Origin of the sequence: Kitasatospora sp. NPDC087271, from assembly GCF_044744605.1 — a bacterium.
Classification (GTDB): domain Bacteria; phylum Actinomycetota; class Actinomycetes; order Streptomycetales; family Streptomycetaceae; genus Kitasatospora.
The window spans coordinates 158,513-184,633 of the sequence record NZ_JBIUYQ010000012.1 but is presented as its reverse complement, the minus strand read 5'-3'; the positions used below and the strand labels follow the sequence as shown (position 1 = coordinate 184,633).

Genomic DNA, 26,121 nt, shown 5'->3' with positions numbered 1-26,121 from the left:
GTCCGTCCGGAGCGTTCCGGACGGACCGCCACCCGCCGCCCGGCCCCGTCGTACGGAACCGGGCGGCCGGGGTCAGGCGCCCGGCGCCCGGCCCTCCTGGGGGCCGTCCGCGGTGTCCAGGCACGCCCGGGCCTGCGCCGCGAGCTCCGCGAGCACCTCGGCCCGCTGCTGGTGCAGGAAGAAGTGGTCGCCCGGCAGGATGCGGTGGCGGAAGCCGGCCGCCGTGGTGGCCCGCCAGCCGGTGATCCACTCCGGTCCGGCCATCAGGTCGTCGGCGCCGCCGAGCGCCAGCACCGGGCAGGGCAGCACGGTCGGCCGGATCCGGTCGTTGTACTCGCCCAGCAGGGTGACGTCGGCCCGGAGCACCGGCAGGATCATCTGCATCAGGTCGGCGAACTCCAGCACCTCGGCCGGGGTCCCGCCGAGGCCGACGATGCGCTCCAGGAGTTCGTCGTCGGTGAGTCCGTGCAGCCGGGTGACGTCCGGCGTGCCGGGGGCCCGGCCGCCGGAGACCACGAGGGACAGCGGCAGCGGCCGCGCCTCGGCGGCGAGCCGGCGGGTCGTCTCGTAGGCGATCCGGGCGCCCATGCTGTGGCCGAAGAGGATAAACGGTTCGTCCGCCGGGCGGCTCGCCAGCAGGGCGAGCAGGCCGTCGACGACCTCGTCCATGACGGCCGACGGCTGCTCGGCGAGGCGGGTGCCCCGGCCCGCCAGTTCCACCGGAACGATCGTCAGGCCCGGCTGCTCGCCGGACCGGGCCCACGGCAGGTAGGCGCTCGCGGAGCCGCCGGCGTGCGGCAGGCAGTAGACGCGTACGGGCCCGGACCGCCCGTTCGGCGCGGCGTCCCGGTGCCACGGCGTCCATCGGGCCACCTCGTCGTGCTGTACGGCGGACGAACCGGTCATCGCTGCTCCTTTTTCTTCCCCAGTCAATTACGCGAAGCCTGAACAGGCCTCCCGCACGACTTTATGCGGTAATTCACGGGTTGGTCCAGCCCGTATTCCGGCATGCCCCGAGAAGATCCAACCGGGCGATGCCGCAGCTCAGTTGTGCCCTGAAATAGTCGGTTGGCGCATAAGGATCTTGAGTCTTTCCCGGAACACCGAGCTCTGTTACGGTGCTCCTCGTCCGGGTTTCTTTCGGATATTTCCAGAGTATTTCGATCGGCGAGTTCCGACGACGAGTTCCGAACGCACGACGGGAGAGGGCGGACAGAATGTGCGGAATAACCGGCGTATTCGTCCTGGGCGGCGGTCGCCCGGCCGATGCCGCCGTGGTCCGGGAGATGACGGCGTGCCTGGTGCACCGCGGCCCCGACGACGACGGCCACTACGCCACGGACGGCCTGTGCCTGGGCTTTCGCCGGCTGGCCCTGAACGACCTCGCCGGCGGCAACCAGCCGCACCGCACCGAGGACGGCACCCTGGTGTCGGTCTGCAACGGCGAGATCTACAACCACCGCGAGCTGCGCACCGCGCTGAGCCGCCGCGGCCACCGGTTCCGCACCGAGAGCGACACCGAGGTGCTGCTCCACCTGTACCGCGAGTACGGCGAGGACCTGACGGCCCACCTGGACGGCCAGTTCGGCTTCGCGCTGCACGACGCCGCCGCGCAGCGGCTGCTGCTCGCCCGCGACCGGGCCGGCATCGTCCCGCTCTTCTACACCGTCGCCGACGGCCAGCTGATCTTCGCCTCCGAGATCAAGGCGATCCTGCGCCACCCGGCCGTCAGCGCCCGGGTGGACCTGCGCGGCCTCGACCAGGTGCTGACGCTGCCCGGGCTGGTCAGCCCGCGCACCATGTTCGAGGGCATCAGCGCCCTGCGCCCCGGCGAGCGGCTGATCGCCGACCGCTCCGGCGTGCGCACCGAACGGTACTGGGACCTCGACTTCCCGCTCGCCGCCGACCTCGACCCGGTGGCCCCCGAGGCCCTGGACCGGGAGCTGGACCGGTACGCCCACCGCACCGCCGAACTGCTCGACGGGGCCGTGCGCAGCCGGCTGCTCGCGGACGTGCCGATCGGCATGTACCTCAGCGGCGGCCTGGACTCCAGCCTGATCGGCGCCCTGATGGCCCGGGCCCGGCCCGGCCACGCCTGGCCCAGCTTCTCCGTCACCTTCCCCGGCCGCGACTTCGACGAGGGCCCGCACCAGCGGCTGGTCGCCGCCAAGCTGGGCACCGAGCACCACGAAGTCCCGGTCGGCGAGCACGAGGTGGCCGAGCGGATCACCGCGATGGTGCGCCACGCCGAGGCACCCGTGCGCGAGTCGTACAACGTCTGCTCGCTGGCGCTGTCCGAGGCCGTCCGCGCCGCCGGGACGGTCGGCGCGCTCAGCGGCGAGGGCGCCGACGAGCTGTTCGGCGGCTACCCCGGCTACCGCTTCGACGCCACCGGGCTCGGCGGCAGCCGGCTCACCGGCCTGGACGCCCGGCTGGAGCGCGAGATCCGCGAACGGATGTGGGGCGTCGACCTCGGCTACGAGCAGGACCAGCTGCCCGCCCAGGAGTTCCGCCGCGAGCTGTACGCCGAGGACCTGGCTTACGGGCTGGACGAGTTCTCCGTCACCAACCAGCGCCTGGTCGACCCCGAGCGGCTGGCCGGGCGCCACCCGCTGCACCAGCGCTCCTACCTCGACTACCACCTGCGGCTCGCCGACCACCTGCTCGGCGACCACGGCGACCGGATGGCCCTGGCCAACGGCGTCGAGCTGCGCTTCCCCTTCCTGGCGAACGCGGTGGTCGACCACGCCACCACGCTGCCACCGGAGTTGATGCTCGCCCACGGCCGGGAGAAGGCCGTGCTGCGCCGGGCGGCCGAGGGGCTGGTGCCCGGCGAGGTGCTCAGCCGGCAGAAGTACGGATTCCGCGGCCAGACCAGCAGCCACCTGCTGAGCACCGGCGCCGACTGGTTCGAGGAGCTGGTCTCCCCCGCGACCGTCCGCCGCCAGGGCTACTTCGACCCGGACACCGTCGCCGCCCTGACGCGGCGTCAGCGCGGCGACGGCCAGCAGGTGCACGCCCACCTGGACACCGACTACCTGATGCTCGTCGCGACCTTCGCCCTCTTCGTCGAGGAGTTCGATCTGCCGTGCCTGGGATGACCGCCACAGCCGCCGGGCCGATCGCCGGCCCCGGCACCCGCCCGCGCCACCCGCTGGTCGGGGTGGTCGGCGGCATGGGCCCGCTGGCCTCCGTCGAACTGCTGCGCACCGTCTACCGGGCCTGCCGGCTCCACCCCGAGCAGGACACCCCGCGGGTGCTGCTCTGGTCCGACCCGGCCGTGGTGGACCGCACCGAGGCCATCGGCAGCGGCGAACTCGACGAGCTGCGCCGCGCCGTGGAGTCCTCGCTGCGCGGCCTGCTGGCCGCCGGCGCGGAACGCGTGGTGATCGCCTGCATCACCGCCCACCACGTGCTCGGCGACCTGCCGGCCGACCTCGCGGCGCGCTGCGTCTCGCTGGTCGACGTGGTGCACGGGGAACTGGCCGCGGCCGGCGAACCGCACCTGCTGCTCTGCTCCTCCGGCACCGCCCGGGCCGGCATCCTCACCTCGGGCGCCGCCGGGGCCCGGGCCGCCCGGCAGCTGGTGGCGCTGCGCCCGCCGGACCAGGAGGCGCTGCACCGGGAGATCCACCGCCTCAAGCGCGGCGAGGACCCGGCCCGCACCATCGACTTCCTGCGCGAGACCCTGCCCCGCTACGGCGTGCGGGCCTTCGTCGCCGCCTGCACCGAGCTGCACCTGGTCACCAGGGCGATCGAGGACGCCGGTCTGAGCGAGGCCCTGCCCTCCCTCGACCCGCTGACGGTCGTGGCCCACCGGATCATGAACGGAGAGTTGTGAGCCACACGAGCATCCTCGACCGCTGGGCCGACCAGGTCGAGCGCCGAGCCACCGCCCCCGCCCTCGCCACCGCCGAGCGGGTCTGGAGCCACCAGGAGCTGGCCGGGCTGGCCGCCGGCCTGCGCGACCGCCTCGCCACCGGCACCGGCCCGGTCCTGGTCGCCTGCGCGGACCCCGTCCCGGTGGTCGCGGCGATCCTCGCCTGCGCCGCCACCGGCCGCCCGTTCGCCCCGGTGGACACCCGCCAGCCCGCCGCCCGCTGGACGGCCCTGCTGGAGGACCTCCGGCCGGGCACCGTGCTCGCCGACGCCGCCGGCCGCTCCGCGCTGGCCGCCGCCGGGCCGGGCCCGACCGTCGCCGGGCAGCACCTGACCGTCGCCGGACAGGGCGAACTGCCGCTGCTCGCCGCGGAGTCGATCACCCCGCTGCCCTGGGCGGCCGACGACTGGATCGGCATCAGCGGCCCCGACGCCGGCTACGTCTACTTCACCTCGGGCACCACCGGCCGCCCCAAGGGCATCCGGGGCAGCTTCGAGGCGGTCGCGCACTTCCTGGACTGGGAGATCGCCGAGTTCGGCATCGCCCCGGGCACCCGGATCTCCATGCTCACCTCCCCCGGCTTCGACGCCTTCCTGCGCGACGCCCTCGTCCCGCTGTGCGCCGGCGGCACCGCCGTGCTCCCGGCGCCCGGCGCCATCCCCGTCGGCGCGGCCCTGGCCCGCTGGCTGACCGAGCAGCAGGTCGACCTGCTGCACTGCGTGCCCACCGTGTTCCGCACCCTGCGCGCCGCCGGGCTGGCCGCCGACTCCCTGCCGCGACTGCGCAGCGTGCTGATGGCCGGGGAGCCGGTCCGCCCCGCCGACATCGCCTGGTGGCGGGGCCTGTTCGGAGACGGCAAGGAGCTGGTCAACCTCTACGGGCCGTCCGAGACCACCATGACCAAGGTCTTCCGCCGGCTCACCGCCGAGGACGCCGAGGCCGAGACCGTCCCGGCCGGCCGCCCGATGCCCGGGGTCGAGATCGGGGTGCTGTTCGGCGGACGCCCGGTGGTGGACGCGATCGGCGAGATCGAGATCCGCACCCCGTTCCCGCTGCGCGGCTACCTGGGCGACGCGGCCGGCGGCTTCGTCGCGCCGGACCGGTACCGCACCGGCGACCTCGGCCGCCTCGGCGCCGACGGCACCCTGGAGGTCCTGGGCCGCCGCGACCAGCAGGTCAAGGTGAACGGCGCCCGGGTCGAGCTCGGCGAGATCGAGGACCTGCTGCGCCGCCACCCCGCGGTGGCGGACGTCTGCGCCGCCCTGGTCGAGGAGGCCGACGGCGAACCGGTGCTCTGCGCCTACCTGGTCGCCGACGGCGCCACCGACGAGGAGCTGCGCGCGCACGCCGCCGAGGGCCTGCCCGCCGCCGCCCGCCCCGCCCTGTACCTGCGGCTCGCCGCGATCCCGCGCACCCTCAGCGGAAAGGCCGACCGGCGGGCACTGCCCAGCCCGGCCGCCGCCCTGGCCGGGCGCACCGGCGAACAGCCGCTGGACGGCCTGGAGGCCGGCATCGCCGAACTGTGGCGCGAGCTGCTGCACGTGCCCGCCGTCGGCCGGCACGACGACTTCGCCCTGCTCGGCGGGGACTCGCTGGGCATCGCCCGCCTGCTGGACGGGCTGCGCACCCGCTTCGGCGTCGAGGTGCCGCTGCGGGTGTACGTCGGCGACCCGACCGTCGCCGGGCTGGCCGCGGCCGTCGCCGCCGGCCGCGCGGACGCCTCGCCGGAGGGCGGCCGCCGATGAGCCGCGACACCTCCCTGCCGCTGCGCGGCGACCGCGCCCGCGCACCGCTGTCCTACGCCCAGCGCTCCATCTGGCGGGCCGAGCAGGTGCTGCCCGGCACCGCCCTGCACAACGAGAGCGCCGCCTTCCACGTCAGCGGCCCGCTGGACGTGGCCGCCCTGGAACGGGCGCTGGCCGCCGTCGCCCGGCGGCACGAGGTGATGCGCTGCGCCGTCACCGCCGACGGGGCGGGCGAGCCGTGGCAGCTGTTCGCCGACCTGGTCCGGCCCGCCGTCGAGACCGTCGACCTGACCGGCGTCCCCGAGGGCGAGCGCGCGGACCGGCTCGCCGAGCTCACCGCCCGCGCCGTGGCCGTACCCTTCGACCTGGGCCGGTCCCCGCTGATGCGCACCCAGCTGTTCCTGCTGGGCGGCGGCCGCTCGCTGCTGCTGTTCACCGCCCACCACATCGTGGTCGACGCCTGGGGCTTCGGCGTCTTCCTGGAGTCGCTGGCCGCCTGCTACGCCGCCGAACTCGGCGGCGAGGCCCCGGACCCGGACCCGGCCCAGGAACCGGCCGCCGGACCCGACTTCGGCGACTTCGCCGCCTGGCAGCGCGGCGACGACAGCGACACCAGCCACGCCGGCGGAATCGACCACTGGCAGACCCGGCTGGGCGGCGAACTGCCCACCGCCGACCTGCCGTCCGACGTCGGCCCCGGCGGCGACCCGGCGGCCGGCGCGCTGCACCACTTCACCGTCCCCGCCGACCTGGCCGCCCGGCTCAGCGCCTTCGGCCGGGGCGAACTGGCCAGCCTGTCCACCGTGCTACTCACCGCCTTCTGCGCCACCGCCGCCCGCTGGACGGGCCAGGACGACCTGGTGGTCGGCATGCCGGTGGCGACCCGCGGCCGCACCGCGCTGGCCGGCGTCGTCGGACCGCTGCTCAACCTCGTCGCCCACCGCAGCGACCTCGGCGGCGAGCCGAGCTTCCGGCAGGCCCTGGCCCGCACCCGCCGGCACCTGAAGGCCGACCTGCGCCACCGCGACACCCCCTTCGACCTGGTCCTGGAGCGGCTCGGCCGGGCCGCGGGCGGGCGCACGCCGCTGTTCCAGCTGATGTACTCCTTCCACAGCGGCCCCACCACCACCCTGGAGCTGCCCGGCGTCACCACCGCCCCGGCGCCCTCGCACAGCGGCACGGCCAAGTACGACCTGACCTTCTTCCTGCGCCCGCGCCCCTCGGGCGCGCTGGACGCGACGCTGGAGTACCGCACGGCGCTGCTCGCCCCCGAGACGGCGGCCGACTTCGCGGACTCGCTGCTGTGCCTGCTGGAGGCCGCCGCGGCCGACCCGGACCGGCCGCTGGCCGAGCTTCCGGTGCTCTCCGAAGGCCGGCGCCGGCGCGTCCTGGTGGACTTCAACCGGGCACCCGACGCCGAGCGCGCCTGGGCTACCGTGCCCGAGGCGCTGCGCGAACTCGCCCGGCAGGACGGCGCCGCACCGGCCGTCGAGTCACCCGGCCGCGCGTTCAACCGGGCCGCGGCCGACGCGGCCGCCGACCTGGTCGCCCGCCGGCTGGTGGCCCGGCACGGCGTGGCGCCCGGCGACCGGGTGGCCCTGCGCGTCGAGCGCGGCGCGCAGCTGGTGCCGCTGATCGTCGGCATCTGGCGGGCCGGAGCCGTCCTGGTCCCGCTGGACGAGGCCATGCCCGCCGCGCGGGCCGAGCACGTGCTCGCCGACAGCGGCGCCCGCCTGCTGATCGGCGACCCCGCCGAGGGGCTGCCCGCCGCCGACCCGGCCGCGCTGCTCGACGAGGGCCCGGACGCCGGGACCGGGCAGCCGCTGCCCGGCGCCGGCCCCGAGGACCTCGCGTACCTGATGTACACCTCGGGCTCCACCGGGCTGCCCAAGGGCGTGGCGGTGCCGCACGGCTGCGTCGCCAACCTGCTGCACAGCGTGGTCCGCGCCGAGCCGGGACTGCGGGCCGACGACACCCTGCTCGCCGTCACCTCGATCACCTTCGACATCTCCGTCCTGGAGCTGTTCGCCCCGCTGCTGGCCGGCGGCCGGGTCGTGGTCGCCCCGCGCGAGAGCGTCCGCGACGCCGAGGCGCTGGGCGCGCTGCTGGAGCGCAGCGGCGCCACCGTCATGCAGGCCACGCCCTCGCTCTGGCGCGGGCTGCTGGACGGCGGCTGGGCGGGCCGGCCCGGACTGCGGGCGCTGTGCGGCGGCGAGGCCCTGGACGCCGACCTCGCGGATCGGCTGCTGGCTCGCTGCGCCGGGCTGTGGAACCTGTACGGGCCGACCGAGACGACCATCTGGTCCACCGTCGGGCGGGTGCTGCCCGGCGAGGGCGTCACGGTGGGGCGCCCGGTGGCCGGCACCGTCTGCTACGTCCTGGACCGGCGGCTGCGGCCGGTGCCGCGCGGGGCCGTCGGCGAGCTGGTGATCGGCGGGGCCGGCGTGAGCGCCGGGTACCGCAACCGCCCGGAGCTGACCGCCGCCGCCTTCGTGGCCGACCCGGTCGACCCGGCCGGCGGCACCGTCTACCGCACCGGCGACCTGGCCCGCCACCTGCCGGACGGCCGGATCGTCGTGCTCGGCCGGGCCGACCAGCAGGTGAAGATCCTCGGCCACCGCATCGAGGTCGGCGAGGTGGAGTCCCTGCTCGCCGCCCACCCCGAGGTCCGCCAGGCGGCGGTGGTCGTGGACCGGGGGCAGCCCGCCGGGCCCCGGCTGGTCGCCTTCGTGACCGCCCGCACCGGGGACGACGGGCTGCCCGACCGCCTGCGCCGCCACCTGCGCGAGCGGCTGCCCGCCGCCGCCGTCCCCGGGGTGATCGCCCCGCTGCCCGCGCTGCCGCTCAACACCAGCGGCAAGGTGGACCGGCCGGCGCTGCTGCTGCGCGCCGGGGAGCTCACCGCCGCCCGGCGCAGCGCACCGGTCACCGAGGCCGAGCGGGCCGCCGTCGCGCTCTGGGCGGAGGTCCTGGGCCTGCCGCCCGAGCGGGTCGGCACCACCGACGACTTCTTCGCCGCCGGCGGCAACTCCATCGCCGCGACCCGGCTGCTCGGCCGGGTCCGGGCCCGCTTCGGCGCCGCGCCCTCGCTCGCCGAGTTCTACACCGACCCCACCCCCGCCGCCCTGGCGCGGGTGCGGCCCGCCACCCCGGCGCCCGCCGTCCGGACGGCCGGGCCGGCCCCGGACGCCGTCCCGATGACCGACCAGCAGCGCCAGCTGTGGCTGCTGCACCGCCTGGCCCCCGACTCGCCCGCCTACCACCTGCCGGCCGCGCTCGACCTGACCGGCCCGGTGGACGAGGCGGCCCTGACCGGGGCACTCGCCGACCTGACCGCCCGGCACCCGGTGCTCGCCGCCCGCTGCGAGCTGCGCGAGGACGGCCCGGTGCTGGTCCTCGCGCCGCCCGCCGCACCGGCCCTGGCCGTCCTGGACGCGGCGCCCGAGGAGGTGCCCGAGCTGGCCCGGGCGGAGGCGGTGCGCCCCTTCGACCTGGCCGGTGAGCCGCCGCTGCGGCTCACCCTGGTGCGCACCGGCCCCGAGCGCTCGGTGCTGCTGTGCACCGCGCACCACCTCGCGGTCGACGGCTGGTCGATCGGCGTGGCCGTGCGCGAGCTGGCCGCGCTGTACGCCGCCCGTCTCGGGCTGGCCGAGCCGCCGCCCGCGCTCGACCTGGACTTCGCCGGCTACGCGGCCGGCTGCGCCGACGAGGCGGGCCTGACGCTGCGCCAGGAACACCTGGAGTACTGGCTGAAGCGGCTCGACGGGCACCCCGGCGTGCTCGACCTGCCCGCCGACGCACCGACCCGGGCGCGGCCGACGGGAGCCGGCGAGACCCTGCCGGTGGCGCTCGCCCCGGAGCTGACGGCCGCGCTGCGCGAGGGCGCCGCCCGGCTGCGCACCACGCCCTTCACCCTGCTGCTCGCCGTGTACGCGGCGCTGCTGGGCCGCTACGCGGGCAGCGACGACGTGCTGGTGGGCGTGCCCGTCGCCAACCGCGACCGGCCCGAACTGGAGTCGCTGGTCGGCTCGTTGGCCAACACCCTGCCGGTGCGCGTGGACCTGGCCGGGGCGCCGTCCTTCGCCGAGCTCGCCGCCCGCACCGGGCGGGCGCTGGCGGGCGACCTCGGCCGTCCGCTGGTCGCCTTCGACCGGCTGGTGGCCGGCCTCGGCCTGCCCCGCGACCCGGGCCGCCCGACCCTGGTCCAGGCCTCGCTGGTGTTCCAGGACGCGCCGCCGGCCGACGTCCGGCTGGGCGCGGCCGCCGGCGTGCTGCGCCAGGTCCCCACCGGGGCGGCCAAGTACGACCTGACCCTGGCCCTGGACGAGCGCGCCGACCGGATCGCCGGCGCCCTGGAGTACGCCACGGACCGCTTCGGCCCGCAGTTCGCGGACCGCTTCGCCCGACACTTCCACGTCCTACTGCGCGCCGCCCTGGCCTCGCCGCAGGCCCCCCTCGACGCCGTCGAGCTCACCGACCCCGCTCTGCCCGCCCCGCGCCCGGCCCGCCCCGCGGGCGAGGCGCGCGCCGAGCACGCCGTCTCGGTGTCCGAGCTGTTCCGGGCCCGGGCCACCGCCCGCCCGGACGCCCCCGCGATCCGGGCCGAGGACGTGACGGTCGGCTACCGGCAGCTCGACGTCTGGAGCGACCGGATCGCGTCCCGGCTGCTGGAGCGCGGCGCCGCCCCCGGCCGGTTCGTCTCGGTGCTGCTGCCCGCCGGCCCGGTGCAGAGCGCCGCGATCCTCGGCGTCGCCAAGACCGGGGCCGCCTTCGCGGTGCTCGACCCGGCCGACCCGGACGCCCGCCTGACCGCGCTGCTGGCCGACGCCGAACCGGTGTGCCTGCTGGCCGCCGGGAGCACGCTCGCCCTGCACCCCGAACTGCGGGAAGGCGTCGGGCACTTCGCCGGGATCCCGGTCGAGGTCGTCGACCCGCGGGTGCCGGCCGCCGACGAGCCCGCGGGCCCCGCCCCGGCCGCCTCGCCCGCCGCCCCCGGCGACCCGCTCTGCCTGGTCTACACCTCCGGCTCCACCGGCACGCCCAAGGGCATCGCCCTGCCGCACGCGGCGCTCGCCCAGTTCGCCCACTGGCAGCGCGAGCACTTCGGCATCCGGCCGGACAGCCGGATCGCCCAGTGGGCCCCGTTCACCTACGACGCCGCGTACACCGAGGTGTTCGCCGCGCTCTGCTCGGGCGCGGTGCTCTGCCTGCCGCCGCAGGGGCTGCGCCGCGACCCGCTCGCGGTGGCCGGGTGGCTGCGGGCCGAGCGGATCACCCAGATCCAGACCGTCCCGGCCTTCTTCCAACTGGTCACCGAGGCGCTGGACGCCACCGGCTCGCACCTGCCGGACCTCGCCCACGTGCTGATGGCCGGCGAGGTGCTCCCGGTGGCCCTGGCCGCCGCCTGGGCGCACCGCCCCGACCGGCCGCGGCTGCACAACCTCTACGGGCCCACCGAGTGCGTGCTGGCGACGCACCGCGAGCTGGCGCCGGGCGAGGAGTTCCCGGCCGGGGTACCGATCGGCAGCCCGATCCCGGGCCGCGAGGCGGTGGTCCTGGACCGCCGGGGCCGGCTCTGCCCGGTCGGCGTGGTGGGCGAGATCCACCTGCGCAGCGACTTCCTGGCCGGCTCGTACCACCGCAGGCCCGAGGAGAGCGCCCGGGCGTACGTCGCCGACCCCTGGCAGGCCGGGGGCCGGCTGTACCGCACCGGGGACCTGGGCCGCCGCCTCCCGGACGGCGAGCTGGCGTTCGTCGGCCGGATCGGCAGCCAGCTGAAGATCCGCGGCAACCGGATCGAGCTGGAGGAGATCGAGGCGCTGCTGGAGCTGCACCCCGGGGTCCGTGAGGCGGCCGCCGCCGCGCACGGCCAGGGCGGGGCCCGCCGGCTGGTCGGCTACGCCGTCGCGGCGCCCGGGGTCACCGGCGCCGAGCTGCGGGCGCACCTGGCCGAGCGGCTCCCGGCGGCGGTCGTGCCGGACACCGTGCTGCTGCTGGACGCGCTGCCCAGGACGCGCACCAACAAGCGGGACCGGGCCCGGCTGCCGCTGCCCGGGGCCGCCGCCCGGCCCGCCGACGCCGCCCCGCTGGCCGGGGTCGAGCAGCTCGTCGCCGACGCCTGGCGCCGGCTGCTGGGCGGCGGCCCGGTCGGCCGGCACACCAACTTCTTCGAGGCCGGCGGCGACTCGCTGCTGGCCGCCCGGCTCCAGCTGGAGCTGGCCCGCCGCCTGGAGCGGCCGGTCCGGCTGGTGGACGTCTTCGGGCGGCCCACCATCGCCGAGTTCGCGGCCGGCCTCACCGAGGGCGCCGCCCCGGACGGCCGGGCCGCCGCCGAGACCGCCAAGCCGCGCGGCGAACGCCGCCAGAGCGCCGTCCGGGCCCGCGCCAGGGCCCGCCGCGAGGCCCGGGACCGGGCCGAGGGCCCGGCCGCCGACCAGCACACACCGGCCGGGCCGACGACCCGGACCGCACCGACAGGGAGGGACTGACATGGACGTTCAGGGCGTGATGACGGAGCTGCACGGCATCCTCGGCACCGAGGGGCTGGAGCGGGTCGAGGAGTGCCTGCGCATCCTCACCGGCGAGCAGGCCCCGGAGTACCTGCACGACGACCAGGAGCCGACCCGGCTGTTCTTCCCCGGGATCAGCGCCCTGCCCTGGCACGACACCGCCGAACTGCCCTGGGTGGCCCGGATGGAGGAGGCGTACGACCGGATCAAGGCCGAGTTCCTGGAGCTGCGCGCCGAGCAGGCCCGCTTCGCCCCGTACGAGGACCTGTACACCAAGGAGCTCGGCTGGCAGGGCTGGGACACCTACCAGCTGTACCGCAACGGCAGCTGGCGCGACGAGGTCCTGGAGCGCTGCCCCGAGACCCACGCCGCCGTCTCGGCGAGCCCGCACGGGCCGCGCGACGGCATGTTCACCATCCTCAACCCCGGCGTGCACATCACCCCGCACACCGGCGGCGTGAACCTGCTGCTGACCGCGCACCTGCCGCTGATCGTGCCGCCCGGCTGCGCCATCAAGGTCGGCGACGACGAGCGGGGCTGGGAGGAGGGCAAGGTGATCCTCTTCGACGACAGCTTCATCCACGAGGCCTGGAACAAGGGCACCCAGCAGCGCGCCGTCCTGCTCTGGGACGTCTGGCACCCGGAGCTGACGCCCGTCGAGGTCCGGGCCCTGGAGTTCCTGATGCCCCGTTTCCAGCGCTACCTCATGGCGGTCTGAGCCGCACGGCGGCCCTGAACCCCATGGCGGTCTGAGCCCCGGCCGCGTACCCGGTCCTGCCCGCCCCGCCGCGCGCGGAGCCCACCTCACCCACGGAGAACACCTTGAACGCACAGCCGGTCATTCCCGACGAGGCCGAGACCGACGGCCGGGTCGCCGTCGTCGGCCTCTCGGGCCGCTTCCCCGGAGCCGATTCCGTCGACGCGCTGTGGGAGCTGCTGGCCTCCGGCACCGAGGCGATCAGCCGGTTCGGCCCCGAGGAGCTGCGGGCCGCCGGGGTGCCGGACGGCGAGGCCGGCAAGCCCGGGTACGTGGCCGCCAAGGGCGTGCTGGCGGATGTCGCCGGCTTCGACTCCCAGCTGTTCGGCTACAACGCGCTGGAGGCCTCGGTCATCGACCCGCAGCAGCGGATCTTCCTCGAATGCGCCTGGGAGGCGCTGGAGGACGCCGGCTGCGACCCCGACCGGGCGCGCGGGCCGATCGCGGTCTACGCCGGGTCGCTGCTGAGCACCTACCTGATCCACAACCTGCTGCCGCGCACCGACCTGCGGGACTCCCTCGGCGTGCCGATGCTCTTCCAGGGCAACCAGCCCGACCAGCTGGCCCCCCGCGCCGCGTACAAGCTCAACCTGCGCGGCCCGGCGGTCAGCGTGCAGACCGCCTGCTCGACCTCGCTGGTCGCGGTGCACCTCGCGGTGCAGAGCCTGCTGTCCGAGGAGTGCGACCTCGCGCTCGCCGGCGGCGTCACCGTCACCGTGCCGCACCGCTCCGGCTACCTGCCGGTGCCCGGCGGCATCGAGTCCCCGGACGGGCACTGCCGGCCCTTCGGCGCCGAGGCGGCCGGCACGGTCTTCGGCAACGGCGCGGGCGTCGTGGTGCTCAAGCGCCTCGCCGACGCGCTCGCCGACGGCGACCGGGTGCACGCCGTCATCCTCGGCTCGGCCGTCAACAACGACGGCGCGAACAAGGCGGGTTACACCGCCCCGGGGGTCGCCGGCCAGACCGCCGTGATCCGCGAGGCGCTGTCCGTCGCGGGCGTCGCCCCGGACAGCATCGGCTACGTCGAGGCGCACGGCACCGGCACCCCGATCGGCGACCCGATCGAGGTCGAGGCGCTCACCGCCGCCTTCCGCGCCGAGCAGGACGCCGACGACAGGTCGGCCACCGGCTGGTGCGGCCTGGGCTCGGTCAAGTCCAACCTCGGCCACCTGGACACCGCCGCCGGCGTCACCGGCCTGATCAAGGCCATCCTGACGGTGCGCGGCGGCCGCATCCCGGCGAGCCTGCACGCCGAGGCCGTCAACCCCGAACTCGGCCTCGCCGACAGCCCGTTCTTCGTCCCGGCCGGCCTCACCGACTGGCCGGTCGCCGACGGCCCGCGCCGGGCCGCCGTCAGCGCCTTCGGCATCGGCGGCACCAACGCGCACGTGATCCTGGAGCAGGCCCCCGAGCCGGCCCCGCGCGAGGCCGCCGCACCGGGCGCCGTCCCCGTCGCCCTGCCGCTGTCGGCCCGCACCGCCGCCGCGCTGGACGCCGCCGCCGAGCGGCTGGCCGACGACCTCGCCGCCCACCCGGACCGCCCGCTGGCCGACGTCGCCCGCACCCTGCGCACCGGCCGCCGCCAGCTGGTCCAGCGCCGCGTCGTGGTCGCGGACGACACCGCCGCCGCCGTGGCCGCGCTGCGCGGCGCCGGCCGCCGGGAGTCGGTCCGGGCCCGCGCCGGGCAGGGCGCCGCCCCCGTCGCCTTCCTGCTGCCCGGCCAGGGCGCGCAGTACCCGGGCATGGCCCTGGGCCTGCACCGGGCGCACCCGGTGTTCCGGGCCGCCCTGGACGAGGCCGCCGCCCTGCTGCGCCCGCACCTGGGCCTCGACCTGGTCGAGCTGCTGCGCGGCGGCGACGCCGACCTGCTGCGCCGCAGCTCCGTCACCCAGCCCGCCGTGCTGGCGGTCGGCCACGCCACGGCCGCGCTGTGGCGGCACTGGGGCGTGCGCCCGGCGGCGCTGCTGGGCCACAGCCTCGGCGAGTACACCGCGGCGCTGCTGTCCGGCGTCCTCGACCTGCCCGAGGCGCTCGCCCTGGTCGCCGCCCGCGGCCGGCTGATGGAGCAGACCGCGCCCGGCGCGATGCTGGCCGTCCCGCTGGACGAGGCGGCCGCGGCCGACCTCGCCGCCGCGCACGGCCTGGACCTCGCCGCCGTCAACGGACCGGGCGCCTCGGTGCTGTCCGGCAGCGCCGAGGCCGTCGAGCGGGCCGCCGCCGAGCTGGGCGAGCGGGGCCTGCGCGCCCTGCGCCTGCCGGTGGAGCGGGCGTTCCACAGCGCCCTGTGCGCGCCCGCCGCCGAGCAGTTCGCGGCCGAGCTCGCCAAGGTCACGCTGCACGAGCCCACCGTGCCGTTCCTGTCCAACCTCACCGGTGACTGGATCACCCCGGAGCAAGCCACCGACCCCGGTTACTGGGTGCGCCAGATGCTCGCCCCGGTGCGCTTCCACGACGGGCTCACCCGCCTGGCGGCGCTCGACGAGCGGATGGTGCTGGTGGAGACCGGCCCCGGCAGCGTGCTGACCGACCTGGCCCGCGCGGCCGCCGAGGGCACCGCCGGGCCGCGGCTCGCCCTGCCGCCGCTGCCCACCCGCGGGCGGCGCGGCGCCGAGGACGAGCCCGGCAGCGCCGTCCTCGCGCTCGGCAGCCTGTGGGCGCACGGCGCCGCCGTCGACTGGGAGCCCGTCGACGCCGACGCCCGCCCCGCCGACCTGCCCGGCTACCCCTTCGAGCGGCTCCCGCACTGGATCGAGCCCGCCGTCCCCGGCCGGGCGCCCGCCACCGCGCTGCCCGCCGCGGACCTCGACGCCGTCCACGCGACCGTCGACTGGCGCCCGCTCGCCGAGGCCCCCGGGGACGACCCGCTGTCCGGCCGCCGCCAGACCTGGCTGGTCCTGCTGGACCGGGCCGCCGCCGCCCAGCCCCTGGTGGAACTGCTGACCGCGCGCGGCCAGATCGTCACCACCGTCCAGCCCGGCCCGGCCTACCGCCGGGTGCGCCGCGGCGTCTACGAGCTCGACCCCGCCGACCCGGCCCAGTACGCGAAGCTGCTGGCCGACCTGCGCGGCCTGGTCCGCACGCCCACCGCCGTCCTGTACGCCTGGGGCCTGGACGAGACGCCGGACGAGACCGCCGGCTACTTCGGCCTGGTCCACCTCGCCCGGGCGATGTCCGCCGAGAGCGTGCTGAACGAGGTCCGGCTCGGCGTCGTGACCGCCGGGGCCTTCCCGGCCGCCCCCGGCGAGCAGCCCCGGCCCGCCGCGGCCCTGCTCAGCGGCCCGGTCCAGGTGCTCGGCGAGGAGTACCGCAACCTGCGCTGCACCCAGGTCGACCTCGCCGTCGGCGCCGCGCTCGACGAGGCCGCCGCCGACGCGGTGGTGCGCGCCGTGCTCACCGGCCCGGCCCGGCTGCTCGCCCTGCGCGAGGGCGCCCTGCTCACCCGCACCGTCGAGCCCGCCGAGCGCCCCGTCCCGACCGCCCCGGCCCGGGTGCGGGCCGGCAGCACCTGGCTGCTCACCGGCGGCCTCGGCGGGATCGGCCTGACCCTCGCCCGGGCCCTGGCCCGGGCCGGCGCCGCCCGGCTCGTCCTGCTCGGCCGCGGCGCCGCCGACGAGGCCGCGCTCGCCACAGTGCGCGAGAGCGGCGCCGAGGTGCTGGCCGTCCAGGCCGACGTCACCGACGCCGAATCGCTGGACCGGGCGCTGGAACAGGCCCGTTCGGCCTTCGGCCGGATCGACGGCGTCGTCCACGCGGCCGGCGTGCCCGGCGGCGGCTCCATCGAGCTGCGCTCCGACGACAGCATGCGCACGGTCCTCGCCCCGAAGACCGCCGGCCTGCGCCACCTGCTCGCCGCGCTGCGGCCCGGGGAGGCCGAGGTGCTGGTGCTCTGCTCCTCGCTCGCCACCCTGATCCCGACCTACGGCCAGGCCGACTACGCGGCCGCCAACGCCTACCTCGCCGCCGTCGCGGAGGCCGAGGCCGCGCGCGGCGAGCGCCACGCGGTGGCCGTCGACTGGGACATGTGGGCCGGCGTCGGCATGGCCAGCCGGGCCGAGGTCCCCGAGGCCCTGCGGGCCTTCCAGGCCGACATGCTGGCCGGCGCGCTCACCCCCGAGCAGGGCGCCCGCGCCTTCGCCGCCCTGCTGGAGGGCCCGCCCGGACGGGCCGTGGTGGCCCGGGCCGGCGCCGCGATCGCGGACGGCACGCTGCGCACCTCCGCCGCCCCGGCCGCCGAGGCCCCCCGGACGGCGGCCCTGCCCCGCCCCGAGCTCGCCACGCCGTACACCGCCCCGGCCACCCCGACCGAGGAGCGCCTGGCCGAGATCTACGCCGAGCTGCTCGGCCTCGACCGGGTCGGGGTGGACGACGACTTCCTGGAGCTCGGCGGGCACTCGCTGCTGGCCGCCCAGATCGCGGCCCGGCTGCGGGCCGAGTTCGAGGTCGACGTCCCCGCCCGGGTCTTCTTCGAGGGCGGCCGCGTCGCCGACCTCGCCACCGAGATCGAAGACCGCATCCTCGCCGACCTGGAGAACCAGTGACCAACCCCGCAGGCCGCCGCGAGGACCGCCTCGCCCGGCTCACCCCCGAGCAGCGCGCCGCCTTCGAGGCGCGCGCCCGGGGCCGCGCAGGCACCACCCCGGCCGCCACGGCCGGCCCCGCCGCCACCGCCCCCGCCGTGCCGCCGCGCGACCCGGCGCTGCCGGCGCCGCTGTCCTTCGGCCAGGAGCGGCTCTGGTTCCTGGAGCAGCTCACCCCCGGGCTCGGGGTGTTCAACGAGTACGTGGGCCTGCGCCTGAGCGGCCCGCTGGACGTCGCCGCGCTGGAGGCCGCGCTGGACGGCCTGGTGGAGCGGCACGAGGCGCTGCGCACCGTCATCGCCGCCGGCCAGGACGGCCCGGTGCAGCGGGTGCTGGAGCGCACCGCCCCGGTGCTGCGGGTGGTCGAGCCGGCCGGCGGCGAGGCCGGCTGGAGCGAGGCCGAGGAGCGCGCGCTGGCCGAGCGGGAGGCGGCCCTGCCGTTCGACCTGGAGCACGGCCCGCTGCTGCGCGCCCTGCTGATCCGCTCCGCGCCCGAGCGCGCCCTGCTGGTCGTGGTCAACCACCACCTGGTCGGCGACGCCTGGTCCCGCGCGGTGCTCGTGGAGGAGCTCTGCGCCCGCTACCGGGCCTTCCGCGAGGGCGGCCCGGCCCCCGAGCCGCTCGCCGTGCAGTACGCCGACTGGGCGCAGTGGCAGCGCCGCGAACTCACCGACACCGCGCTGGCCGAGCCGCTCGGCTACTGGCGCGAGCGGCTGGAGGGCGCCCCGCACGTCCTGGAGCTGACCACCGACCGGCCCCGGCCGGCCGTGCCCGGCCACCGGGGCGGCCGGGTGCACTTCACCCTGGACGCCGCCACCACCGAGGCCGTGGAGGGCGCGGCCCGGGCGGCCCGGGCCACCCCGTTCATGGTCACGCTGGCCGCCTGGCAAGCCGTCCTGATGCGCCACTCCGGCCAGCAGGACGTCGTGGTCGGCGTGCCCACCGCGGGCCGCGACCGGCCCGAACTCGCCGGGCTCGTCGGCATGTTCGTCAACAGCCTGGTGCTGCGATCGGACCTCTCCGGCGACCCGACCTTCGGCGAACTGCTCGGCCGGGTGCGGGAGACCTCGCTCGGCGCGCTGGCCCACGCCCAGGTGCCCTTCGAGCGCCTGGTCCGCGAGCTGCGCCCGGACCGCGACCTCAGCCACGCCCCGCTCTACCAGGTCCAGTTCGGCTACCGCAACGTCCCCGCCCCCGACATCGCCCTGCCCGGCGTCACGGTCGAGCTGGTCGAGCTGGACAACGGCCTGTGTCGCACCGACCTGAGCCTGGAACTCGCCCGTGACGGCGAACTCACTTCAGGCGTCTGCGAGTTCAGCGGCGACCTGTTCGACGACGACACCGTGCGCACGCTGACCGAGGCGCTTCAGCGGGTGCTGGCCCGCGGCGCCGCCGACCCCGGACTGCGGCTCTCCGAACTGCTCGCGCTCACCCCCGTCGAGCAGGCCCTGCTGGCCTCGGCCGGCGACGGCCCGGCGCTGCCCGAGGACGCGCCGGACGTCGTGACGGCCTTCGCCGAGGCCGTGCGCACCCGCCCGGACGCCGAGGCCGTGCTGCCCGGCGGCCGCCCGGAGCTGGCCCTCACCTTCGCCCGACTGGACGCCCGGGTCGACGAGTTGCTCGCCCGCCTCCGGGCCGCCGGGGTGCGCCCCGGCGACCGGGTCGGCCTGTGCCTGCGCCGCGGCACCGACCTGCCCGCCGCCATGCTCGCCGTGCTCCGGGCCGGCGCCGCCTACCTGCCGCTCGACCCGGACTACCCGGCGGCCCGGCTGCGCCACGTGGTCGAGGACGCCGAGCCCGCCGTGGTCGTGGTGCACGCCGCGACCCGGGACGCCGCGCCCGCCGGCGCCCCGCTGCTCGACCTCGACGCCCCGGCCGAGTCCACCGGACCCGCGCCCACAGCCGCACCCGTGGATCCGGACGCCCCCGCGTACGTCATCCACACCTCCGGCTCGACCGGCCGCCCCAAGGGCGTCGTCGTGCTGCGCCGCAACCTCACCGCCTTCCTGGCGGCGATGGACCGCGTGCTGGCGGACGACGGGGAGCCCGCCACCTGGCTGGCCGTCACCAGCGTCTCCTTCGACATCTCCGTCCTGGAACTGCTCTGGACGCTCAGCCGGGGCCACCGCGTCGTGGTCAACCCCGACCCCGGCACGGCGGCCCCCGCCCCGGCCGCAGCGGCCTCTCAGGACGCCCCGGCCGTCCCCGAGTTCAGCCTCTTCTACTTCGCCAGCGACACCGCCGGCGCCGAGCCCGGCCCCGACCAGTACCGGCTGCTGCTGGACGGCGCCCGCTTCGCCGACACCAACGGCTTCTCCGCCGTCTGGCTGCCCGAGCGGCACTTCCACGCCTTCGGCGGGCCGTTCCCGGCCCCCTCGGTGCTGGCCGCCGCGATCGCCCAGGCCACCGAGCGGATCGGGATCCGGGCCGGCAGCGTGGTGCTGCCGCTGCACCACCCCGTCCGGGTCGCCGAGGAGTGGTCGGTCGTCGACAACCTGTCCGGCGGGCGGGTCGGGCTCTCCTTCGCCTCGGGCTGGCACGCGGACGACTTCGTCCTCGCCAAGGACGCCTACCAGGACCGCCAGGCGCTCACCGTCAGCGGGATCGAGCAGGTGCGCCGGCTGTGGCGCGGCGAGCGGCTCCCCTTCGAGGGGCCCGGCGGCCGCGCCGTCGACGTCCAGGTGCTGCCCCGCCCCGTCCAGGCCGAGCTGCCGTACTGGCTCACCTCCTCGGGCAACCCCGAGACCTGCCGGACGGCCGGCCGGGTCGGCGCCCGGCTGCTGACCCACCTGCTGGGCCAGAGCGTCGAGGAACTCGGCGAGAAGATCGCCCTCTACCGGGAGGCCTGGCACGAGGCCGGCCACCCGGGCGAGCCGCACGTGACCCTGATGCTGCACAGCTACGTCGGCGCGGACGCCGCCGACGTCCGGGCGCACGCCTGGCAGCCGTTCCGCGACTACCTGCGCAGCTCGGTCGGCCTGATCGAGAACCTGGCCCGCGGCCTCGGCATGGACGTGCGCAGCAGCGACTTCACCGCGGAGGACCAGAAGGCCCTGCTCGACCACGCCTGCGCCCGCTACCTGGGCCACGGCTCGCTGATCGGCACCGCCGAGGAGTGCCTGCCGCTGGTGCACCGGCTGGCCGCGGCCGGCGTGGACGAGATCGGCTGCCTGGTCGACTTCGGCGTCGACACCGACGTCGCGCTGGCCGCCCTGCCCCGGCTGGCCGAGCTGCGCCGCACCGCGGCCGCCGCACCGGCCCCCGCCCCGGCCGCCCTCGCGGTCGCGGCCGACACCGAGCTGACGGCGCTGGTGCGCGCCCACGGCGTCACCCACCTGCAGTGCACCCCGTCGCGGGCCCGCACCCTGCTCGACGAGGCCGACCCGCAGGCCCTGCGCGGCCTGCGGCAGCTGCTGCTCGGCGGCGAGGCCCTCGACGCCGAGCTGGTGCGCCGGCTGGCCGAGCACCTCGGCGGCCCGATCCGCAACATGTACGGGCCGACCGAGACGACCGTCTGGTCCACCACCGCCGTGGTCGACCCGGCCGAGGGCCTGGTCACCATCGGCGGCCCGATCGCCGGCACCACCGTGCGCGTCCTCGACCCGTACGGGCGGCGGGTGCCCGTCGGCGTGCCGGGCGAACTCCTGATCGGCGGCGCCGGGGTGACGGCCGGCTACCTCGGGCTGCCCCGGCTCACCGACGAACGCTTCGTCGCGGACCCCGAGGCGACCGACCCCGCCTCGGCAAGCCCCGGGTCGGCCGGCTCCGAGTCGGCCGGCCCGGGCTCGGCCGACCCCGCCGCCCGGCTGTACCGCACCGGCGACCTCGTCCGCACCCTGCCCGACGGCCGCCTCCAGTACCTCTCGCGCAACGACCACCAGGTCAAGATCCGCGGCTTCCGGATCGAGACCGGCGAGGTCGAGGCCGCGCTCACCGCGCTGCCCGGCATCCGCCAGTGCGTGGTCACCGCCTACGGCCTGGGCACCGCCCGGGCCGCGCTGGCCGCCTACCTGGTGCCCGAGGACCCGGCCGCGCCGCCCGCCCCGGCCGAGCTGCGGGCCGCCCTGGCCGGGCAGCTGCCGGGCTTCCTGATCCCGTCCCGGTTCATCCCGCTCGACGCGCTGCCGCTCACGAGCAACGGCAAGGTCGACCGCGCGGCGCTGCCCGCCCCCGAGACCGTCCCCACCGCCGGCCGCGACCGCACCGCGCCCGCCACGCCGACCGAGGAGCGGATCGCCGCGATCTGGCGCGAGGCCCTGACGCTCGACGAGGTCGGCACCGAGGAGGACTTCTTCGAGCTCGGCGGCCACTCCCTGCTGGCCGCCCGGATGGTCGCCGGGATCCGCCGCGACCTGGACGTCCAGCTGCCGCTGCGCACCCTGTTCGACTCGCCGACCGTCGCCGCCCTCGCCCGGGCCGTGGACGCGCTGGGCGCCGGCGGGGCCACCGCGGCGCCCGCCGAACCGGTCGAGCTGCTGCCCGACCCGGCCCACCGCCACGAGCCCTTCCCGCTGACGGACGTGCAGCGCGCGTACTGGATCGGCCGCAGCGGCGCCGTCGGCGGCGACGTCGCCTGCCACCTCTACCTCGAAGTGGACGTCGCCGACGTCGACCCGCTGCGCCTCCAGGACGCCTGGCAGGCCCTGGTGCGGCGGCACGACGCACTGCGCCTGGTCTTCGCCGAGGACGGCACCCAGCGCATCCTGCCCGAGGTGCCCGCGTACCAGCTGGCCGTCGAGGACCTGCGCGGGCTGCCGGAGCCCGAGCGGGCCGCCGCCCTCGCCGGGACCCGCGCCCGGATGTCGCACCAGGTGCTGCCCGCCGACACCTGGCCGCTGTTCGAGCTGCACGCCAGCCGGACCGGGGGCACCGACGCCCGGCTGCACCTGAGCATCGACACCCTGATCGCCGACGGCGGCAGCGTGCAGATCCTGCTGCGCGAGCTGCTGGCGATCTACCAGGGCTCGCTCGACCCGCGTCCGATGGAGCTCTCGTTCCGCGACTACGTGCTGGCCGAGCGGACCCGCCGCGAGGGCCCCGCGCTGCAACGCGACCTCGACTACTGGCACGGCCGCCTGGAGACCCTGCCGCCCGCCCCCGCGCTGCCGCTGGCGCGGCGTCCCGAGGAGCTGACGCAGACCAGGTTCCACCGCCGCGAGGCGCACCTGCCCGCCGAGCTGTGGGAGCGGCTGAAGAGCCGGGCCGCCGCCGGCCGGGTCACGCCCTCGGCGCTCGCCCTGGCCGCCTACGCCACCGTGCTCGGCACCTGGGCGGCGGCCGACCGCTTCACCCTCAACCTGACGCTGTTCAACCGCGTCGGCGACCACCCCGACCTGGCCGCCATGGTCGGCGACTTCACCGCGCTCAGCCTCTTCGAGGTGGACGGCGCGACGGCCGGCTCCTTCGCCGAGCGGGCCCGCCGGCTCCAGGACCGGCTCTGGGAGGACCTGGACCACCAGCTGGTCAGCGGCGTGCGGGTCGGCGGCGACCTGGCCCGCCGGCGCGGGGTGGCCGACGCCGCCATGCCGGTCGTCTTCACCAGCGAGCTCGGCGCCGGCGAGGTCGGCGGCAGCCGGGTGCTGCGGGAGCTCGGCGCCAAGGTCGCCCACACCATCACCCAGACCCCCCAGGTCTGGCTGGACCACCAGATCTCCGAGGACGAGGGCCGGCTGCGGCTGACCTGGGACGCCTTCGAGGAGCTCTTCCCCGAGGGCCTGCTCGACGCGATGTTCGAGGCCTACACCGGCCTGCTCACCGCCCTCGCCGAGCGGCCCGACGCCTGGACGGACCCGTACCTGGCCGCCCTGCCCGCCGCCCACGCCGAGGCCTACCGCGCGCTCAACGCCACGGACGGCCCGCGGCCCGACGGGCTGCTGCACGAGCCGTTCCTCGCCCAGGCGCGCACCGCCCCCGAGCGGACCGCCGTGGTCTCCGCCACCGGCACCGTGACCTACGGCGAGCTGGAGCGCGCCTCCGCCGCCGTGGCCCACGCGCTGCGCGGGGCCGGCGTCGGCCCCGGCGACCTGGTCGGCGTGCGCGCCGACCGGGGCTGGGAGCAGGTCGCGGCCGCGATCGGCGTGATCCGGGCCGGCGGCGCCTACCTGCCGCTGGACGCCGGCCTGCCGGCCGCCCGCGTCGCCCGCTCGCTCGAACACGCCGGCGCCACCGCGCTGCTCGCCCGGGAGTCCTGGGACGCGGCCGGCGCGGTGCCGGCCGGGGTCACCCTGCTGGGCTTCGAACAGGCGCTGGCCGCCCCGGCCGGCGCCGAGCCCGCCCCGGTGCCCACCACCCCGGCGGACCTCGCGTACGTCATCTACACCTCGGGCTCCACCGGTGACCCCAAGGGCGTGATGATCGACCACCGCGGCGCGCTCAACACCGTGGTGGACGTCAACGACCGGTTCCGGGTCGGCCCCGCCGACCGCGTCCTCGGCCTCTCCTCGCTCGGCTTCGACCTCTCGGTGTACGACCTGTTCGGCACCCTCGCCGCCGGCGCCGCGCTGGTGCTGGTCGGGCCCGGGGAGGAGCGCGACCCCGCGCGCTGGTCCCGGCTGGTCGCCGAGCACGGCGTCACCGTCTGGAACTCCGTCCCCGCGCTGATGGAGATGCTGCTCGCGTACGCCGGCGGCAACCCGGCCGCCGACCTGGAGTCGCTGCGCCTGGTCATGCTCAGCGGCGACTGGATCCCCGTCGGCATGCCCGGCCACGTCCGCGCGCTGTCGCCCAAGGCCGAGGTGATCAGCCTGGGCGGCGCCACCGAGGCGTCGATCTGGTCCGTGCTGCACCCGATCGGCGCGGTCGAGCCGGGCCGCCCGAGCATCCCGTACGGGCGGCCGATGCGGAACCAGGGCATGGTCGTCCTGGACGAGGCCTTCCGGCCGCGCCCGGTCGGCGTCGCCGGCGCCCTGTTCATCACCGGCGTGGGCCTGGCCGTCGGGTACCGCAACGCCCCCGAGCTCACCGCCCGGGCGTTCCCGACCCACCCGGTCACCGGGGAGCGCCTGTACCGCACCGGCGACCTGGCCCGGCTGCTGCCCGACGGCGAGCTGGAGTTCCTCGGCCGGGAGGACTGCCAGGTCAAGGTGCGCGGCATGCGCATCGAGCTGGGCGAGATCGAATCGGCGCTGGTCCGGATGGACGGCGTCCGGGAGGCGGCGGCGCTGGTCGAGGGCAACGGGCTCGACGCCCGGCTCGCGGCCTTCGTGGTCCGCGAGGCCGCCCGGCCGCAACCCGCCGCCCCCGCTCCCGCGGCGGCCCCGGCCCTGGACGCCGAACGGGTCCGCCGGCTGGAGGCGCGGCTGCGCCAGCCCGGCCGCCGCGCCGACCTGGCGGGCCGTGAGGTCCTGCCCTTCGCCCTGCCGACCGACACCCTGGACCTGCGCCGGGCCGCCGCCCTGCGCGGCGCCGCCACCGGTTTCGCCGACGCCCCCGTGCGGCTGGCCGACCTGCACGCGCTGCTGACCGTGCTCGCCCGCCAGGACGAGGACGGCGTGCCCCGGTACGCCTACGGCTCGGCCGGCGGCCTGTACCCGGTGCAGACCTACCTGGCCGTCGCCCCCGGCAGGGTGGCGGGCCTGCCGGCCGGCACCTACTACGTCGACCCGGCCGGGCCGGCACTGGTCGCCCTCGACGGCGCACCGGGCTCGGCCCGGGCGCTGGACCGGGCGCTCTACAGCGAGGCCAACGGGCCGCTGCTCGACCAGGCCGGCTTCGCCGTCTTCCTGGTCTCCCGGACCGCCGCGATCGCCCCGGTGTACGGCGAACTCGCCGACCGCTTCTGCCTGTTGGAGGCCGGGGCGATGGCGCAGCTGCTGCGCCACCGCGCCGCCGACTGCGCGGTGGCGCTCTGCCCGATCGGCGACGTCTTCCCGGAGCCGCTGCGCGAGGCGCTGCGGCTGGAGGAGGGCCAGCGCGTGCTGCACACGCTCGTCGGCGGCCGGCCGCTGAACGCGGCCGCCGAGGAGCCCGGCTCCGGCACCGACTGGACGGCCGCGCTGCGCGACGCGCTCGCCGAGCGGCTGCCCGGCTACATGGTTCCGCAGCGGGTGCGGGCGGTCGAGGCGCTGCCGCTGTCCGCCAACGGCAAGGTCGACCGGGCGGCGCTCGCCCGGCTGGGCGCCGCGGTGCCCGCCCCCGCCGTCGTCTCCGCCGTCCCCGTCGCCCCCGCCCTCGCGGCGGCACCGGCGGCACCGGCGGCGCGACCGGTGGCGCACCGGCCGAGCACGCTCGGCGCGATGGAGCGGCTCACCGAGCTGTGGCGGGAGGTGATGGACGGGGCGGAGGTCGACGTCGACACCAACTTCTTCGAGGCCGGCGCCAACTCCATCCACCTGGTCCGGGTCCAGCGGCGGATCGCCGAGGACTTCGGGCAGGAGCTCTCGGTGGTCGAGATGTTCGACCGGCCGACCATCCGTCACCTGGCCGAGCTGCTGGACCGGCCGGCCACCGCCCCGGCGCCGCAGGCGCTACCGGCTGCATCAGCACCCGAGCCCGCCTCGGACACGGCCGGACCCGACACCGCCGCATCCGACACCGCGCAGCCCGCCGGCGGCGACCGCCGGCAGCACCACGAACGGCGCCGCGCCGCCCGCCGAGGCGGCTCCGGCACCGGCCCGACCGGCTGACCCCGACGGCCGGCGGCCGACACCCCGCA

At 77.1% G+C, this 26,121-nt stretch carries 8 protein-coding genes; 7 read left to right on the top strand and 1 reads right to left on the bottom strand.

All coding sequences use genetic code 11. The annotated features are described in order from the left end of the window. Positions 1–72 precede the first annotated feature (72 nt). The gene (locus ACIO9K_RS21625; protein WP_387981602.1) at positions 73–906 is read right to left on the bottom strand and encodes a thioesterase II family protein; all 834 of its coding nucleotides are present in this window, start codon (positions 904–906) and stop codon (positions 73–75) included. A 311-nt stretch (positions 907–1,217) separates the two neighbouring features. Here ACIO9K_RS21625 and asnB point away from each other — a divergent pair, with 311 nt between their 5' ends. From asnB to ACIO9K_RS21590, 7 genes are all read left to right on the top strand, one after another. Beyond that, complete coding sequence (gene asnB, locus ACIO9K_RS21620) at positions 1,218–3,101, top strand: asparagine synthase (glutamine-hydrolyzing) (protein ID WP_400332076.1); 1,884 nt, start codon at positions 1,218–1,220, stop codon at positions 3,099–3,101. Beyond that, entirely contained in the window at positions 3,098–3,841 is a 744-nt protein-coding gene (locus ACIO9K_RS21615) for an aspartate/glutamate racemase family protein (RefSeq protein ID WP_363624219.1), read from the top strand. The genes asnB and ACIO9K_RS21615 overlap by 4 nt, the downstream gene beginning before the upstream one ends. After that, positions 3,838–5,625 carry a non-ribosomal peptide synthetase gene (locus ACIO9K_RS21610; protein ID WP_363624217.1) on the top strand — a complete coding sequence of 596 codons (1,788 nt, stop codon included), beginning with the start codon at positions 3,838–3,840 and terminating at the stop codon, positions 5,623–5,625. Before ACIO9K_RS21615 ends, ACIO9K_RS21610 begins: the two co-directional genes overlap by 4 nt. Further along, on the top strand, positions 5,622–12,113 hold the full coding sequence (locus tag ACIO9K_RS21605) for an amino acid adenylation domain-containing protein (protein ID WP_400332072.1): 6,492 nt from the start codon (positions 5,622–5,624) through the stop codon (positions 12,111–12,113). The genes ACIO9K_RS21610 and ACIO9K_RS21605 overlap by 4 nt, the downstream gene beginning before the upstream one ends. Position 12,114: 1 nt before the next feature. Continuing rightward, a complete protein-coding gene (locus ACIO9K_RS21600) occupies positions 12,115–12,852 on the top strand; it encodes an aspartyl/asparaginyl beta-hydroxylase domain-containing protein (RefSeq protein WP_331744769.1) in 738 nt (245 codons plus the stop codon). Positions 12,853–12,956: 104 nt separating this feature from the next. Next, entirely contained in the window at positions 12,957–17,429 is a 4,473-nt protein-coding gene (locus ACIO9K_RS21595; protein ID WP_400332069.1) for an SDR family NAD(P)-dependent oxidoreductase, read from the top strand. Next, entirely contained in the window at positions 17,426–26,092 is an 8,667-nt protein-coding gene (locus tag ACIO9K_RS21590; RefSeq protein ID WP_400332066.1) for an amino acid adenylation domain-containing protein, read from the top strand. Before ACIO9K_RS21595 ends, ACIO9K_RS21590 begins: the two co-directional genes overlap by 4 nt. Positions 26,093–26,121: the final 29 nt, after the last annotated feature.